We start from the raw sequence: 16835 nt of genomic DNA, 5'->3' as shown, positions 1-16835 counted from the left end.
TGGCTCCCCCTCCCCGACTCGAACGGGGGACCTGCGGATTAACAGTCCGTCGCTCTAACCAACTGAGCTAAGGGGGAATCGTTTATGGTTAAAAAGCTTGGCTCCCCCTCCCCGACTCGAACGGGGGACCTGCGGATTAACAGTCCGTCGCTCTAACCAACTGAGCTAAGGGGGAAGCGTCTTGCCTTTCAACGGGGCGAAATATTAATGACCGCGCTGCAAAGTGTCAACATATAAAAGTCATAAATTAAAAAAAGAGGTTTATTCGTTGTTTTTATGTGCAATCTGCGTGTTTTATAGCTTTATTTGAAACCATTTATTGAACTTTCAATAAAACCATTGGTAGTTAATTAGCGCTGAGTGATCGTTTGCTATAGCCAATTGAGTAAATAAAATACGACTTTGAAATGATTTAGTCTGTTTAAAACACAAATTTAAAAAGTACTGACTCTTGGTTTTAGCTATTTATACTCAAAAATCTGACGTTAGGGTATTTTTTAATCCGAAATAATAAAATCTAAAGCGTATGCTTTATAACGTTTGTAATTTTAGCACCTAACCATATACGCAAGTAAAAGCAAAGGTGCTCATAAATAATACAATCAATAACTTGCAATTATAAATGCTGAAAACAGGTTAGCTTAATAACCACATTGCAAATAAAATTTACTAACCTGATGAAATAGGTTTGCAAAGGTTATAAAACAATATAAAAGCAAATCTCATCACTTTTTAAGTTAGTAGTAAAAATGTATCTCTCTTAAACCCTTTATAAATGCGGGGTCCAATGAGTTATCCACGGTTTCTGTGGATAACTCTGTTTATTAAACTTTAAGAACATCAGCAGCACCAGTAATTTAGAGTGCTACAACGATTTCAAGCTTTTAAATTATTATTTTTATTTCATTTAAAAACAATGGCTTAAGGTTTTTGTTTTATTGTGTGTGATACGATGAGTGGAATTTTTCGTTACGATAAATCAAAAAGGAGATTTGTGCAAAAAAGCATCAGGTGGCGCGTGTGTTTTGTAATAAAAGTAACAATTATGTGTCTTAATTGTTTTTTGGCGCGTTAACCCGCTGTTTTAACAAAACCGTTTAAAAAGCAACGTTTACTTCGAGGGCGCATTTTAAGCGGTTTTCTTGCATTAAATCTATTGATAAATCCGTGGCTTGAATTGCCCTGATGCTTTAAAATGATCAACTCAGTAAAAGAGGCTATTTATTTCATGCGCGCAACACAAAATCCCAAGACTCGCCCAGATTTACTAAATGCTCCTATCTTGCCCACGTTGAAAACCATGACTGTTCCAATGATTTTGGGCATGATCATGTTAATGATGTTTAATATTGTTGATACCTTTTTTATTAGCTTGTTAGGTACTGAGCCCCTTGCCGCAGTGAGTTTTACATTCCCTGTTACATTTACTGTAATTAGTTTGGCTATAGGATTAGGAATAGGTACCTCAGCTGTAATTGCAAAAGCATTAGGCAGTAACAAAATAGATGAAGCCCGGTTTGATGCCAGCATCTCTATATTGGTGGCTGTTGCACTGGTGCTTACGTTATCGCTTTTTGGTTATCTACTTATTGACCCTGTATTTACATTATTAGGGGCAGGGCAGCAGGTGCTGCCGTTAATTCATGACTACATGAATATTTGGTTTATTGGCAGTGTATTTTTAATCACACCAATGATTGGTAACTCCGTATTACGTGCCAGTGGCGATACTAAAACGCCCAGTATCGTAATGGGAGGTGCAGGGCTTATAAATGCAATACTCGACCCCATGTTTATATTTGGTTTTGGTCCTATACCCGCTATGGGTATACAAGGGGCTGCAATTGCAAGTGTAATAGCCTGGGCTGTGGCTGTTGTTATTATCTTATATATTTTAATAGCAAAACGGTTACTTAGTTTAAAAGCTGGGTCACAAACAGTTATGGGGTCAATCCGCAAAATATTAAAAATAGGTGTACCTGCCGCAAGTGCTAATATGCTTACACCAATTGCAATGGCAGTAATGACGGCACTTGTTGCTAATCATGGTCCTGAGGCTGTTGCCGCGTTTGGTGTTGGTAGCAGAATAGAGTCTATTGCAAGTATTTTAGTTCTTGCCTTATCAATGACACTCCCTCCATTTGTTAGTCAAAATTTTGGGGCTGGAAAGTTATGTAGAGTGAAGGATGCATACATAGGGACTTTGAAGTTTGTCATGGTTTGGCAGTTCATAATTTATATTTTGCTGATTATTTTTTCTGGCGTTATAAGTCAGTTATTTGGTAAAGAGCAAGCGGTAATAGATGTTATTAAACTTTTTATTTATATCATTCCACTTAGTTATGGTCTGCAAGGTGTGATCATATTATCAAACTCATCGTTTAATGCTTTGCATAAACCAATGAACGCGCTGTTTTTAAGTGTTATTCGGTTGTTTATTTTTTATGTTCCGTTTGCTTATTTAGGTAGTCATTTTGCAGGGTTAACGGGATTATTTATAGGCGCTGCTGTCGGTAATTTATTTACCGCATTGGTAGCGTATAAATGGTTTATAAAAGAGCTTGAATCTTTGAGCAGTCAGTCGTTACAGGAGTGCAATAGTTGAGTGATCATTTTCAGTTAAAATCACAGTTTAAACCAGCAGGGGATCAACCCACCGCAATAAAGCAATTATGTGAAGGTTTAGAAGCCGGGCTTGCTCATCAAACATTGTTAGGGGCTACAGGTACGGGTAAAACCTTCACCATGGCTAATATTATTAGCGACTTAAATCGCCCAACAATTATTATGGCCCACAATAAAACGTTGGCTGCGCAGCTTTATGGTGAAATGAAAGAGTTTTTTCCTAAAAATGCCGTTGAATATTTTGTTTCTTATTACGACTATTACCAACCAGAGGCCTATGTTGTATCGAGTGATACGTTTATCGAAAAAGATGCTTCAATAAATGAGCACATAGAACAAATGCGTTTAAGTGCTACTAAAGCACTTCTTGAACGCCGCGATACCATTATTGTTGCATCGGTTTCGGCTATTTATGGTTTGGGTGACCCCCAGTCATACATGAAAATGATGTTGCTTTTAAAAGTAGGCGAAAAAGTTGACCAGCGTGACATGCTTCGCCGCTTAGCCGAAATACAATATACCCGTAACGACATAGAGTTTAGCCGAGGTACTTACCGAGTTCGCGGCGAAGTGGTCGACATATTCCCGGCAGAGTCAGAAACATACGCAGTGCGGGTAGAAATGTTTGACGACGAAATAGAGCGCTTGAGTATTTTTGATCCGCTGACAGGTGCTGTTGAAAAACATATTGTGCGTGCCACTATTTATCCTAAAACGCACTATGTAACTCCGCGAGAAAAAATTCTTGGCGCAATCGAAAATATTAAAATAGAACTAAAAGATAGAAGAGCTCAATTACTCAGTGCCAATAAATTGGTAGAAGAGCAGCGTATTGCGCAGCGCACTCAGTACGACATAGAAATGATGACCGAGTTGGGTTATTGCTCGGGAATAGAAAACTACAGTCGATATTTATCAGGGCGAACCCCTGGCGATCCGCCACCAACATTACTTGATTACCTGCCTGATGACGCATTAATGATTATTGATGAATCCCATGTAACGGTGTCGCAAATTGGCGCTATGTATAAAGGCGACAGAAGCCGTAAAGAAAACCTTGTAGAATATGGTTTTAGAATGCCCTCAGCCATGGATAATCGCCCACTTAGGTTTGAAGAGTTTGAAGCCATTGCTCCGCAAACCATTTATGTATCGGCAACGCCTGGCGACTTTGAAATGGAGCGCAGTGGCGGGGAAGTTGCAGAGCAAATTATTCGCCCAACAGGGCTTTTAGACCCGCTTATAGAAGTAAGGCCTGTTGGCGACCAAGTTGATGATTTATTGTCAGAAATATACCAATGTGTTGAAAAAGGTGAGCGCGTATTAGTGACTACGCTTACTAAACGTATGTCTGAAGATTTAACCGACTACCTAAGTGAACACGGCGTAAAAGTACGTTATTTGCATTCAGACATAGATACTGTAGAGCGCGTAGAGATAATTCGTGATTTACGCGCAGGGGTGTTTGACGTGCTAGTAGGCATTAACTTACTAAGAGAAGGTTTGGATATGCCTGAAGTGGCGCTGGTTGCGATACTGGATGCCGACAAAGAAGGCTTTTTACGTTCAACGCGCTCGCTTATTCAAACTATTGGTCGTGCCGCGCGTCACCTAGATGGCCGTGCTATTTTATATGGCGATAAAGTGACTAAATCTATGGCAAAAGCGATAGATGAAACAAGCCGCAGGCGCGAAATTCAACATCAATACAATATAGATAACGGCATAGAGCCACGTGCTTTAGCCAAAAAGATTCTTGATGTGATGGATGTAGGCGAAGAAGCTGGACCTAAAGATAACCTACAACTTATTCGTAAAGAGTCTAAAAAGGTGCTTAGCGCGAAAGAAATTGCAACGCAAATCAAGCAGCTTGAAACTAAAATGCACGCGTATGCGAGTAATTTAGAATTTGAAAAGGCGGGCTCTGTGCGCGACGAAATACACGAACTACAACAACAGTTGATTAATTAAAAAATGACTATAAATTTTACGCCTCTTATCACGGCACTTGAGAGTGCCCCTATTTTAAATAACGAACTGTGTCGTGTTTTTCACGGGCGAGGCCATAGTATTGAGGCATTAAGCCACTTAAATTTAGATTTTTATCCGCCAAGCTTATTTTTAGTCTCTTACGATGAAATAGACGACAACACGCTTAATCAGCTAACCGAAACACTTTGGCAATGGGCGCAAGCGCATTACCCAGAGTTAATTACCTCGCTTGTTTATCAGCAGCGCGCAGGTGTACAAAGCCAAAATACCGTTATGTTTGGATCGCTTCCTAATCCGCATACAGTAACCGAAAACGGAATTCGCTTTTTAGTTGATTTGCAAAGCCGCCAAAACACGGGGATTTTTCCAGATATGCGAAGCGGCCGTGAGTTTGTAATGGCGAATAGTAAGCATGGCAAAGTACTTAATTTATTTTCGTACACGTGCGGCTTTTCGTTAGCAGCAATGCAGGGCGGCGCTGATCACGTAATGAATATGGATATGAGCAAAGGAGTACTCAAAGTAGGTAAGCAAAACCATCAGTTAAATGGCTTTGACAAAGGCGTGAGTTACTTACCTCACGATATTTTAAAGTCGTTTGGTAAATTAAAAAAAGCGGCTCCGTTTGATCTGATTATTGTTGACCCACCAAGTTTTCAAAAAGGCAGCTTTATTTTAACTAAAGATTACCAAAAAGTGCTTCGTAGGCTCCCTGAGTTACTTAATCAAACAACTAAATTGCTCTTATGCGCCAATAGCCCCGAGCTAACTGAGGATGCATTTAAAGCACTTATTGCTGAGCACACACAAGGTGCGATTGAATTTGTAGCGCGCCTTGCACCTACCGCACGCTTTATTGAAATAGACAGTGATAAAAGTTTAAAAGCGCTTGTCTATAAAATGTCACATTCGCCTGATTAAATGAAGCTCAGTAAACGACTGGCTGCGATTGATGCGCTGATCACTCGCCAGCAAAACACTATTTGGGATTGCTGCTGCGATCATGGCTATTTGGGAATGGCTTTGTTAAAGCGCTCAGCTGCGGATAAGGTCATGTTTGTTGATATTTTATCCAATGTCATGTCTGACCTTGAGGCAACGCTTACACGTAACAAAAAATTAAGGACGCCTGGTGATAAAAAGCCTGAATGGCAGGTCTTGTGTCAGGACGTTGGAAGTATAAAGCTTGATGATGTAACAAATCAGGTAGTGGTTATAGCGGGTATAGGTGGTGAATTAGCGCTGCGTTTAGTGCAGCAAATAATAGCTAACAACTCGCCAGAGTCTGTAAAGCATGTGCGATTTATTTTATGCCCAATTCACCACACCTATTTACTGCGCAGTGGTTTACACAAGCTTAATTTGGGTTTGCATAGTGAGCACATCATAAGCGATAAAAACCGTATATACGAACTCATAGAGGTTAGCTTTAAAAGCAACCAAACGGTAAGTAAAACAGGTGATGCCATGTGGGACTTAAATAATAAACAGCATACGGCTTACATTCAACGACTGTTAAATCATTATAATAAAATGCTCAATAAAGATGAGCTTTATTATCAAAAAGTTATAAGCGACTATCAAAGTCTATACGATAGTTAAAAAAGCCCAATTTTGTCGGGCGGCTGTGATCTAATTACATAACAAAACACGTAATGTAAGCACAGTTAATATCTTGCCCAGTGCGAGTTTATTTGGTTTATTTATGTCAGATAAAAATAGTCACCTAAATACGTTACTCAGTAACGACAAAAAATGGCAACATAGCTACGAGCAGCCAATTCCCTATGCGCCGCTTGTGCAATTAGCTAATAATAATTGGGTCGTTCCACAGCATTTTTTACGTTACAAGCATACACTTGAAAGTGTAAATGAAGTACTCGAAAGCATAGAATTTTCGGCCCACTTTAGGGTCCTAGCTGCACAAAAAGGCGATGAAATATACCTACAAGTTGCAGTACTAAGCCCTGACAACTACAAAAAAAGTGGCCATCAAAATGCCGATAAAGCAAAAAAATTGCTATTTGGTAGACGCTGGATAGTAGAAGAAAACTTACCCACTTCAGAACTTATTCAAACTGCTTTTTTAGCTTTAAAAGTAGCGCGTGAGCACGAAGTTAGAGAGTTATTTCAATTAAAACAAAATGGTGCAATTAGCACACCATTTAATAACCATCACGATTTACCTGTCATGTCGCAAAACCCAGAGTTAGTTTTACAAACGCACCATAGCGATAATATTAGCGATTTGGTTAGTCGCATTGTGTTTGCTGATTCGATTGTTGAACTGACCGACTATCAAGCCATTACTGACGAGCAGCATTTGTATACAGTAAAGCTGCATTGCGATGGCGCTCAGTTAAGCGAGTTCAACAATAAATCAATTGCGTTTTTGACTACGGGGTCGTCAAGTAATCACTTTTTACATGGTTTTATCACAGCCTTGGTTAACACTAGCAACGACTACGTAAATGAGCAGTTTAAGTATCAAGGTTTTGCCCGCTTTAGTAAAAGTGTGGCGGTAGAAAGTATTGGTAAGTTAAGCATTGCAATGCGCTCACCAAATACAGTTGATTTGTGCTCAATGGGTAAGCAAGAAGCTAATCAATTAAACTTCGAAATAGACAGCGGGCGAGCACCTCAGGGGTGTGGACAAGCTATAGGTGGGTTTCTAGCAGCCCATGGAATAGAGCAACCAGAAAATGCCCATTTATACCCAAACTACCTTTAAGGGCCTTAGTGAACAAGTAAGCGTTTAACAACGCTTACAGTTTGTTTATTTCTTGCTTAACGTTAAAGCTTGAGTCGGTCACAATAGCTTCGAGTGTTTGTACACGTTCTTTTAGTGCAACCACTTCTGCTTTTGTTTCAGCAAGTTGTTTATGAGCATCGCTATTGTTATTTTGCATTTTATGTTTAAACTCTAAATGCTTTTTATACATATCGTAAACCACACCCGAACCCACAGATATAAGCACGATAAGTACAATCATCGTAGTACCAGACATAACTATATTCCTTTTATATTTTTATTTTTAAAGTATACGCTTTCTTCAATTTAGATAAAGCTGACAATTGTAACTTTATTTGTAAAGGGCGATGATTTGAAATCAATCAATTAACACTGTGGCTATATACATGTAAATCAGTGCTTTTTGTCTGGTGTTCATACTTTATACAGTAACAGGGTTGTTTAATGTCAAATCAATCGCCATATAGTTACTAACACACTATTTTATAAACTAATTTTATCAGAGAGTTATTATGCTAAATAATAAAATACCTCCCGTTATAGTTGTTCTATTTTTTGCAGGCATTATGGCGCTTATAGCGCATTACAGTGTTATTGACTTTACTGTATTTGTTGCCTACTTGGCGGCAAGTTTAGTTATTATTGGTTGTGCAAGCTGTGTTGCGGGGGTTGTGAGCTTTAAGCTAGCCAAAACCACAGTAAACCCCAATAAACCAGAACAGGCATCAAAATTAGTTACCAGCGGTATTTACCGAATTTCACGTAATCCCATGTATTTAGGATTTGCATTTATTTTAGCTGGGTGGGGTGTGTGGTTAAGCTCTGTTTGGGCAATGTTAGGTGTTATTGGGTTTATTGGCTATTTAACGTTGTTTCAAATAATGCCAGAAGAACGTGCGCTTACTAAATTATTTGGTGATGAATTTACTATCTATAAAGCTCGCGTAAGGCGCTGGCTATAGAGTCTGAAATGCCGTGTAATTAATTTACTATGCAATAAAAAAGGCTATGTAACATAGCCTTTCTCTTTTATTTATGTGTTGCTTATTCGTATTCTAACGGATCTGTAATATTGTTTAGTGCAAATGCTTCTAAACGTTCTTGGCACGCACCACACTTACCACAGGCCTTTTCACGGCCGTTGTAACATGTCCATGTTTGGCTGTAATCTAAACCCATTTTAATACCGTCAGTTAAAATATCAATTTTGGTGTTATTAAGATATGGGCTAAAAATTTCTACTGCATCGTAGTTTGCAATACGACATACATCATCCATTTTTTGCACAAATTCAGGACGGCAATCGGGGTAAATAGCATGATCCCCAGAATGAGCACCGTAATAAACTTGGCTTGCTTTAAGTGATACTGCGTAACCAACTGCAAGCGAGAGCAAAATCATATTACGATTTGGCACTATTGTGCTTTTCATGCTTTCTTCTTCGTAATGGCCTTCTGGTACATCAATGTTATCGGTTAATGATGAGCCACCAATAAGCTGATTAATAGCTGAAATATCAACTATTTTGTGTGGAACATTAAGCTTTTCACATACTTGCGCAGCAACTTTAAGCTCTTTTACATGACGCTGACCATAGTCAAATGAGAGGGCATATACATCATGGCCTTGTTGCAGGGCTTTATTTAATACGGTAAATGAGTCCATACCGCCGGAATAAATAACAACTACTTTTTGCGTCATATCTGTTTTGCTCTTAGTTTTAATAGAGGTTTATATCAGGGCGCGATATACTACACGGCCGCAGCTTAAATAACAATTTTTGCACAGCGCTTTTTCGTCTTTAATAGTAGCAATTTGGCTACTAGGTAGTAAGTGAGATCTCTTTTGTACAAAATTAATGAAGTGTTTGAAACCATTCAAGGTGAAGCAAGCTTTACTGGCACACCCTCAATATTTTTACGCCTGCAAGGTTGCCCTGTAGGGTGTTCGTGGTGCGACACAAAACAAACATGGGATGTAGACAACGTATACAAAGTGTCTCTTGACGAAACCGTAGAGAAAAAAGCCGACTCAGATCATTGGGCCGATGCCAGCGCCGAGCAAGTACTTGAGCTGTTTAAATCACGTGGCTATACCGCAAAGCATGTTGTAATTACCGGCGGCGAGCCATGCATGTTCGATTTAAACCCAGTATGTAACTTATTACATGCACAAGGCTTTACTACACAAATAGAAACCAGCGGCACGTTTGAAATACTCGCCCCTGAGCAAACATGGGTTACTGTATCGCCTAAAATAAACATGCGCGGCGGTTATGAAGTACTTACCAGCGCCATGAAACGCGCCAACGAGATAAAGCACCCAGTAGCGATGCAAAAGCACGTAGAAGAGCTTGAAGAATTATTTGCTAAAACAGGTGTTAACCCAAAGCTTGTTTACTTACAGCCAATTAGCCAAAAAGTATCAGCAACCAAATTAGCAATCGACACCTGTATTGCCAAAAACTGGCGCCTATCAATACAAGTACACAAGTATTTAGGAATTAGTTAAAACGCAAAGGCGGCTTTAAGTGGTTAGCTGTAAGCGATAAGCTGCTCTGCGTTAAGTTATATTCTGTAGATAAAAGGTTGGGTTGAGTGAAACGAAACCCAACACAGCAACTTCAATGCTCACTCTTTCCAAGCACTCTTTATATCAAACTCTAACAAGTTTATTTAAACACGTAGGTCGGATAAGCAAAGCGCCATCCGACAATGTTAGTTAATTTCTTCCCTGCAGTGATAGCAATTATTTGTTGGCAGGCGATAGCTAGTAGCTGATTGCATTACCTGGTTTTTCTTACACTTTGGGCAGAAGTAATTAATAACATTCACAATTAGTACGATTGCAAAAATAATACCGCCAACATAAAACGGGTTTGCATAAAACTGATTACTTGCCGGCGAAAACTGAAACCCAATAATACATGTGATTAAAGCCACTAAATACGCTTTAAACCTAACTGCCTTTTTCAAATTTAAATCCTTATATTTAGTTTTTTATGCTCAATATATCAATAGACTATACCGTGAAAGATGGTGAGTACTAGATTAAAGTGCACTTTAAGGGGAGTTTTTGACTAAGTATTTTTTATCCAGCCAATACTTAGTATATATCGGTTACCTTTTTCTACCTTTGATACTTGGTGCCTGCTGATATCAGGGCGAAATAACTTGATCCTTTCTGTTTCAAATATGAGGCTAGAGCAGATAAACTCTCCGCCTATATCCGCTTTTTTTAACACAATATTTAGTCTGTAATGCTGACCATCCTTAACAAGATCAGTGTGCGGTGGTATTTCACTTCCTTTTGGGAACTTTAATAAATACACATCAAACTTTATGGGCCAAAATGCACCACAAATCAGCATTTTATCATAGCCTGATTTTTGCCTGCCTCGTGACCATCGAAATAGCTTTTTTACAAAATACATACACTCCTTGATTTAGAGACTTTAAATCGCGCTTTTAATTGTTGCTTAAAGCATTATGCACATCGAATATGAGCACTTGGGGGCTTATAAATTATTCAGCACCATTTGTTTTATTTTATGAGCTTTTACAAAGTGATCTAATTGATGGGTTTGAATCCACCAAGTAGCAGCTTCCATTAAAAGTTCTGGGTTGTTGTTTTTATTAGCAAAAAAAGCATAGAAAGACAGGCCTACATTATCACCTTTACTGGCAATTTTTTTATCACACACTTCAATGATTTTAGTTCTTAATTCTTGTCTCATATATGAGTAACCTAATAAAGCTTATTGTTGAAAACAAAAAGGAACAAACTTTAACTTTAAATTCAAAACGAGCAGTTGTTTATTTATTTTTCGAAGATGCTTTATTTAACCACGTTATTTAGTAAATAACATAAAAAAGCGCTGCTCTAGGGCAACGCTTTATGTATTTTTTTTGGTCGTAGTTAGCGAGCTTATTCTGCCGCCAAATAATCAAGCACCACTTGGTGATGATCTTTGGTTTTGAATTTATCAAATAAGTGTTTAATTTTACCGTCTTGGCCTACTAAAAATGTAAGGCGGTGAATACCGTCATATTCTTTACCCATGAACTTTTTGTAGCCCCATACACCAAATGCTTCTGCAATGGCGTGATCTTCATCGGCGAGTAAATCAAAGTTAAGCTCTTTTTTAGTTTCAAAGTTTTTAAGGCGCTTAATTGGATCTGGGCTGATGCCTACAACACGGGTGTTAAGCTTAGCAAGCTCGGCTTGTTGGTCGCGCAGGTTTTCTGCTTGAACGGTACAGCCTGGTGTAGACGCTTTAGGGTAAAAGTACACAAGTACTTGTTGCTCTTTTAACAATTCACTTAATGTGATTGTTTCGTCGTTTTGGTTTTGTAAGCTAAAAGCGGGTGCTGTATCACCAGCTTGTAATGGACTAATTGTGTTCATGCTATTTCCTTAACGAATGCGTTTAAAAATATAATCTACGTTTAGGGTATGAGAAAGGCTCTCAAAACTAATTTTAAATTTATCTATGTCTACATCTATGGGGATATTAAATTCTACTTCACAGCGCATTTTAGTGTCAGTTTCTTCATTAAACGTATCTGACTTTAAAGAACAAATGCTGATGTGGTTATCGGCAAAAAAGCGTGTCACTTTGCTTAGTGTGCCCGGGGTATCTATACCTGTGTATTCGAGCGTGTAGCCGGCACAAAACTCGCCAGGGGTATGGCTTGTAGTGCGTTTCATCATGGTTAGCAGGCCAAGTTCCATTGCTTTGGTTGGTAACACATGTTCAATTCTGCTTATGGCCGACATGTCACCATGCAATAACATTATAAAGGTAAACTCACAGCCTAAAATGGCAATGCGGCTGTCTATAATATTACAGTGGCAGTCGCTAACCAATTGCGTAAGCTCACTGACAATACCCGGCCTGTCTTCGCCGATAGCGGTTAACACAATTTGATGATTTGAAAATGCAGTCATGGGTTAAAATACCTAAGTTACAAGGGTTATAACAACGCAATGGATAACACTACTAAATACACTCGAGGACGTGCTCGGCGGCGAAGTTTAACACAAAACGGTGTCTAAACTATAATGCGGGCTAATTAAGCGCGTTTAAAGTACGGTGTTTCTTGTTTTTACTGGCACAGGAAAGTACCATAGCTAAAATTTGCTTATTTGCCCTTAGTTTTTTTCTAAGTTGAGGTGCTGAACTTTATTGCAATTAAGTAGCCAAATAAAAATGTAAAGTTAATATTGATTTTACACTGAACCAAATCGGCATAACCCACTCATATATTTGTTAAAACAATTAAAGGGTATGCTAAGGAGAATTATCTGTGCAGTATTGGATCCCAAAAGCACTTGCAGTAAGTGCATTGGTAAGTTTATCAGGGTGTAGTGTATTTGTTAACGATGCGCATAATGAACGTAATTACCGCGCGCATGAGCCAGTAAAAGCACCAGCGTCTTTATCTCAGCCGGCTCAAGATCCAGTTTATAAAATGGAAGTAGGTCAATATAACAATAATCCAGACGCAACCAATTATCGCCCACCCGCTCAAGTACTCACTGTAGCAAAAGGCAGTTGGGTCGAAGAGGCTGATAATTTAGCACGCGTATATTTTGATAAAAACGATGGCATTGTTGATTTAGATGACTTTATTTGGGATTCAATTAAAGCTGTTTTAGCTGAAAATAACACCGCTACAACCAAAGAAGACAAGTTACTTGGTCTTATTGAAACCGATTGGTACACAATTATTAAAACCGAAGAAAGCTGGTTGTGGGGCGATGAAAAGAACGATGACCTGCAACGTTTTAGATTTTCTATTGAAAAAAAATCGCATGAACGTACAGCTTCTTTACGTGCTGAATTGATAGATTTTAAAGGTGATACAACACTTACAGACTTGCTTAAACAGCAATTAGAAGTGCGTGCACTTAACCAAGTTATTACGGAATTTGATTACCGCTATCGCCAACTTGAAGTTGATATGCGCAAGCGCCAAGGTATTATTTCTTTAGAAATGGGCTTTGACAATAAAGGCAATGCAGCGTTGGTTACTGAGCAATCTTACGATGCGGTATTTGATCGTTTTTCAGGCTTTTTAGAGCGTTTGTCGTTTACTATTGTTGAAATAAACCAAGATACAGGTTTAATTACAGCTGACTATAAAGCTCCTGAGAGCAGTATGTGGGATTCGATTTGGGGCGACGATGTTGCGCAATTACCAATTGATGAAGGCCAATACCAAATTTTAGTGAGTAAGACCAAGCAAGGTGGCACAAGCTTAACCTGGATGGACGATAAGGGCGAAACGCTTGAGCCAGGTACCATGAATGGTTTACAGCAAGCACTAGAAGCAGCACTTATTAAGCGCGGCATTAAAATATAAATAATAATACGTCTTACCACAAAAAGAGCGCTTAGCTCTTTTTGTGGTTTTTATAGGTTAAAAATATGTCTCAATTATCAACTTCACCTCAGTACGATTGGCGTACTTGGTTTGCGTTCCTTGTGCCTTCGCTAATTGGTGTGTTTTTGTTTATGACGCCGGTGTCGAGCGGTGAAGCAATGACGATTCCTATTGCAATGATGGCCAAAGCCATGCAAGTATTTTTTGCAGATACAGCACAAGCCATTATTACTGCCATAATTTGTATAACGGGTGCGTTTTCACTCATTGTAAGTGTTTTTAAGCCTCAAGTGATTTGTAAAATACCGCTTTTAAATCATTTGTTTAACGTTAGTTGGATTTGGTTAGTTACGCGTTTATTTGGTACAGCATTTGTATTAATGACCTTCTTAGGCGTGGGGCCGCATGCGATCACGTCTGAAAATACAGGGGCACTCGTGTTAAACGACTTACTTCCTGTGTTGTTTTCGGTATTTATACTAGCAGGGCTTTTGCTCCCTTTGTTACTTAATTTTGGGTTGCTTGAGTTGGTAGGTACATTATTAACTAAAGTGATGCGCCCGTTATTTGGCGTTCCAGGGCGAAGTGCCGTTAACTGTGTGGCATCTTGGTTAGGTGATGGCAGTGTGGGAATATTAATGACTGCGCGCCAGTACGAAGATAAATACTACACACAACGCGAAGCCGCTATTATTGGTACTACATTTTCTGCTGTTTCCATTACGTTTTGTTTAGTGGTTATTGGCCAAGTAAAGCTTGAGTATTTATTTGCTCCGTTTTATTTAACGGTGTGCTTGGCAGGTATTACTGCTGCTATTATTGTGCCGCGCTTGCCACCGCTTAGGTTTAAAAAAGATTTACTTATTGATGGCTCAGAGCCTGATGCAAACGCAGAGCTGGTGCCCGAAGGTAAATCATTAGTGGGTCATTCTTTAGATATAGCGCTGGCCAAGGCAGATAAATCGCCGGGTGTAGTGGGCACATTAAAAGAAGGCGTACACAACGCACTTGATATGGTATTTGCTGTATTACCTGTTGTTATGGCCGTAGGTACATTTGCATTAATCATTGCAGAATATACGCCGCTATTTCAATATTTAGGTATGCCGTTTATTCCATTCTTAGAATTGTTGCAAGTGCCTGAAGCTGAGGCTGCAGCACAAACAATCATGGTTGGTTTTGCCGATATGTTTATCCCTTCAATCCTTGCAGCTGGGACTATTGAGAGCGATGTAACACGCTTTATCATTGCTGCGATGAGTGTGACTCAGCTTATTTATATGTCTGAAGTGGGGGCGCTGCTGTTAGGAAGCAAAATTCCAGTTAACATTGTTGAGCTGTTCGTAATATTTATTCTCAGAACACTTATAACATTGCCGATTATTTCGTTAATGGCACATTGGCTTGTTGGTTAATCTTATTTTTAAATTGAAAGCCCTGATTTATCAGGGCTTTTTTGTGTCTTGTTTGTTTTTTAAGTGCAAGTCTGACTTTTTAAATTCCATATTAGCACTGTGTTTTATTAAGGCAATATTTCCTATTACAACACCAAATACTATCACTACAATGAGGACTACTTGCCATGTTTGCATTTTAATTTCTCAGTTTTTGTTTGCTGATTATTTTACGTTTTTAAATAGTAATTACCAGCAAACAAATCAATAGGGTATTAAAATCGCTTGGCAACCGATAAGGTCATAAAATCAAGGCCTGGATTGGGCTTTTGAAACCCCGCATTAGAATAATGAATAATTCGCAAAGCAATGTTTGTATCGCCTAAGTCGGCAACGAGTCCAATACGATCTTCAAATTGATAATGGCTACTTAAATTTTTACCACCAAACTGTGTTTCGTCAACAAGTGAAACACCAATGCCTGCTTCAACATAAAACGGGGTGTTATTAAAACTAAACGCTGGAAACTGCAATACAGGCGATACCGCTAATACCAAGTTGGATTGTGAGTGGTGGTTATGCGCAAATTCCCACAGATTTACACTGGTTTCGATATAAAAGCGAGTATCTCCAACTAAGTTTTGCATTTTTGGCATATGGTATTGATAAGCTAATTTTATTCCATTTATATTACCCGTGCCTTTAAGTACGTCGACAGCGTAGCCATGGTTTGATTGCGCTAATGCTGTGGTATTAATAAAAAGTGAGGCGATTAATAAAATAAGTATTTTAAAAAAGGATTTCATAGCTGCTCGCTGATAGTTGATTTATCGAAAAAACAAATGATGAGGGTGGGGAGGTTATAAATTCAAGGCGAGAGAAAATGGGGATGTATACGGTGTGTTAATAGGTTTTATTAACTTATTGAAATTTAATTACTTAATCTATTGGTGCTTATTGGGCATTAATAAGTTGCTTATTTGTGCCTTTTTTATTGCGTATTAATAACGTAAATTAGCCTTAACTTAATCACACAAACAAAAAATATTATGAAACTTATTAAACTATTTTTAATTGCTACCGCATTTTTAAGTACATCGCTTTATGCACAAGCTCAGCAATCACCAGATATACTTTTAGAGTCTGTTGCAGACACCCTTTTTGCTGATATAGGTAAAGTGAACAGTAAAGGTAATGCCAGTAAAATTGAAATGTCGGGAATTGTTGAAAAACGTTTAATGCCACACATTGATATTAAGTTTGTGTCTTTTAAACTATTAGGTAAACACATTAAAGGTATTGAGCGCCAACAAGCTGTTGATTTTATTGACGCGGTTGAGCATTACTTAACTGGTACATATGCCGGTGCATTAATGAAATACACAGGCCAAAAAGTGGTTTTTGAGCACAATAATGCACAAAGCGATTCAGAATATGCCACGGTTAATACGCAAATTATAGAGCCTAACGCCCCCACAATTGATTTAAGCTTTAAGTTACGCCTAGGTAAAGATAACCAATGGAAGGTGTATGATATTGTAGCCGAGGGTATTTCGCTTTTAAGTGCTAAGCAAAAAGAGATAATTCAGCGCATTTCAGATGTAGGCATTGACCAAGTAATTAGCGAGTTAAAGAATAAATAATTAATCTTTTTGTGTGGAAGAGATTAAGCCCAACTCCAAC

At 38.6% G+C, this 16835-nt stretch carries 18 protein-coding genes and 2 tRNA genes; 10 read left to right on the top strand and 10 right to left on the bottom strand.

Annotated features, from left to right (window positions below; translation table 11 throughout):
* Together PS1M3_RS10290 and PS1M3_RS10285 are read right to left on the bottom strand one after the other, a co-directional pair.
* Nucleotides 1-77, bottom strand: a tRNA-Asn gene (locus tag PS1M3_RS10290).
* Nucleotides 78-98: 21 nt separating this feature from the next.
* Nucleotides 99-175 (bottom strand) — tRNA-Asn (locus tag PS1M3_RS10285).
* Between the two features lie 1053 nt (nt 176-1228).
* Here PS1M3_RS10285 and PS1M3_RS10280 point away from each other — a divergent pair.
* The 5 genes from PS1M3_RS10280 (at nt 1229) to PS1M3_RS10260 (ending at nt 7348) form a co-directional block, all read left to right on the top strand.
* Complete coding sequence (locus tag PS1M3_RS10280; RefSeq protein WP_203987302.1) at nt 1229-2605, top strand: MATE family efflux transporter; 1377 nt, start codon at nt 1229-1231, stop codon at nt 2603-2605.
* Nucleotides 2602-4596 carry an excinuclease ABC subunit UvrB gene (gene uvrB, locus PS1M3_RS10275; protein ID WP_138740311.1) on the top strand — a complete coding sequence of 665 codons (1995 nt, stop codon included), beginning with the start codon at nt 2602-2604 and terminating at the stop codon, nt 4594-4596. Before PS1M3_RS10280 ends, uvrB begins: the two co-directional genes overlap by 4 nt.
* A 3-nt stretch (nt 4597-4599) precedes the next feature.
* Complete coding sequence (locus PS1M3_RS10270; protein ID WP_203984035.1) at nt 4600-5538, top strand: class I SAM-dependent methyltransferase; 939 nt, start codon at nt 4600-4602, stop codon at nt 5536-5538.
* Nucleotides 5539-6219 carry a tRNA (adenine(22)-N(1))-methyltransferase TrmK gene (locus tag PS1M3_RS10265; RefSeq protein ID WP_203984022.1) on the top strand — a complete coding sequence of 227 codons (681 nt, stop codon included), beginning with the start codon at nt 5539-5541 and terminating at the stop codon, nt 6217-6219.
* A gap of 103 nt (nt 6220-6322) precedes the next feature.
* Nucleotides 6323-7348 carry a hypothetical protein gene (locus PS1M3_RS10260; RefSeq protein ID WP_203984014.1) on the top strand — a complete coding sequence of 342 codons (1026 nt, stop codon included), beginning with the start codon at nt 6323-6325 and terminating at the stop codon, nt 7346-7348.
* A gap of 34 nt (nt 7349-7382) precedes the next feature.
* Here the strand turns inward: PS1M3_RS10260 and PS1M3_RS10255 are convergent, their stop codons facing one another.
* Nucleotides 7383-7625 carry a hypothetical protein gene (locus tag PS1M3_RS10255; protein WP_008129811.1) on the bottom strand — a complete coding sequence of 81 codons (243 nt, stop codon included), beginning with the start codon at nt 7623-7625 and terminating at the stop codon, nt 7383-7385.
* 256 nt (nt 7626-7881) lie between these two features.
* Between PS1M3_RS10255 and PS1M3_RS10250 the strand changes: the two genes are divergently transcribed.
* Complete coding sequence (locus PS1M3_RS10250) at nt 7882-8331, top strand: isoprenylcysteine carboxylmethyltransferase family protein (RefSeq protein ID WP_006792319.1); 450 nt, start codon at nt 7882-7884, stop codon at nt 8329-8331.
* Nucleotides 8332-8413: 82 nt separating this feature from the next.
* Here PS1M3_RS10250 and queC read toward each other — a convergent pair whose 3' ends face one another.
* Nucleotides 8414-9070, bottom strand: coding sequence for a 7-cyano-7-deazaguanine synthase QueC (gene queC, locus PS1M3_RS10245; protein ID WP_006792320.1), 657 nt, complete (start codon nt 9068-9070; stop codon nt 8414-8416).
* A 144-nt stretch (nt 9071-9214) separates the two neighbouring features.
* On the opposite strand from queC, the gene queE reads away from it, so the two are divergent.
* Nucleotides 9215-9880, top strand: coding sequence for a 7-carboxy-7-deazaguanine synthase QueE (queE, locus tag PS1M3_RS10240; RefSeq protein ID WP_039036702.1), 666 nt, complete (start codon nt 9215-9217; stop codon nt 9878-9880).
* A gap of 568 nt (nt 9881-10448) precedes the next feature.
* On the opposite strand, the gene PS1M3_RS10235 is transcribed toward queE, so the two are convergent.
* The 4 genes from PS1M3_RS10235 to PS1M3_RS10220 form a co-directional block, all read right to left on the bottom strand.
* Nucleotides 10449-10802: a 2OG-Fe(II) oxygenase gene (locus tag PS1M3_RS10235; RefSeq protein ID WP_203984012.1), complete on the bottom strand. Its 354-nt coding sequence runs from the start codon at nt 10800-10802 to the stop codon at nt 10449-10451.
* Between the two features lie 84 nt (nt 10803-10886).
* A complete protein-coding gene (locus PS1M3_RS10230; RefSeq protein WP_058404143.1) occupies nt 10887-11105 on the bottom strand; it encodes a DUF6500 family protein in 219 nt (72 codons plus the stop codon).
* 191 nt (nt 11106-11296) lie between these two features.
* Nucleotides 11297-11776, bottom strand: coding sequence for a thioredoxin-dependent thiol peroxidase (gene bcp / locus PS1M3_RS10225; protein WP_039036704.1), 480 nt, complete (start codon nt 11774-11776; stop codon nt 11297-11299).
* Between the two features lie 9 nt (nt 11777-11785).
* Nucleotides 11786-12319, bottom strand: coding sequence for a glycine cleavage system protein R (locus tag PS1M3_RS10220; RefSeq protein WP_058404145.1), 534 nt, complete (start codon nt 12317-12319; stop codon nt 11786-11788).
* 359 nt (nt 12320-12678) lie between these two features.
* On the opposite strand from PS1M3_RS10220, the gene bamC reads away from it, so the two are divergent.
* Nucleotides 12679-13737 (top strand): outer membrane protein assembly factor BamC, encoded by a 1059-nt coding sequence (gene bamC, locus PS1M3_RS10215; protein WP_203984010.1) that lies wholly within the window; start codon nt 12679-12681, stop codon nt 13735-13737.
* A 65-nt stretch (nt 13738-13802) separates the two neighbouring features.
* Nucleotides 13803-15173, top strand: coding sequence for a YjiH family protein (locus PS1M3_RS10210; protein WP_203984003.1), 1371 nt, complete (start codon nt 13803-13805; stop codon nt 15171-15173).
* A gap of 30 nt (nt 15174-15203) precedes the next feature.
* Here the strand turns inward: PS1M3_RS10210 and PS1M3_RS10205 are convergent, their stop codons facing one another.
* Nucleotides 15204-15350 carry a DUF2897 family protein gene (locus PS1M3_RS10205; protein ID WP_203984001.1) on the bottom strand — a complete coding sequence of 49 codons (147 nt, stop codon included), beginning with the start codon at nt 15348-15350 and terminating at the stop codon, nt 15204-15206.
* Nucleotides 15351-15427: 77 nt separating this feature from the next.
* Nucleotides 15428-15958: an acyloxyacyl hydrolase gene (locus PS1M3_RS10200; RefSeq protein WP_203983999.1), complete on the bottom strand. Its 531-nt coding sequence runs from the start codon at nt 15956-15958 to the stop codon at nt 15428-15430.
* Between the two features lie 243 nt (nt 15959-16201).
* On the opposite strand from PS1M3_RS10200, the gene PS1M3_RS10195 reads away from it, so the two are divergent.
* Nucleotides 16202-16795: a phospholipid-binding protein MlaC gene (locus PS1M3_RS10195; RefSeq protein ID WP_203983997.1), complete on the top strand. Its 594-nt coding sequence runs from the start codon at nt 16202-16204 to the stop codon at nt 16793-16795.
* The last annotated feature ends 40 nt before the right edge of the window (nt 16796-16835 follow it).

The organism is Pseudoalteromonas sp. PS1M3 (genome assembly GCF_016865405.1).
Taxonomy (GTDB): domain Bacteria; phylum Pseudomonadota; class Gammaproteobacteria; order Enterobacterales; family Alteromonadaceae; genus Pseudoalteromonas; species Pseudoalteromonas marina.
The sequence above is the reverse complement of the archived record's forward strand: the minus strand, read 5'-3'. Positions and strand labels throughout refer to the sequence as shown.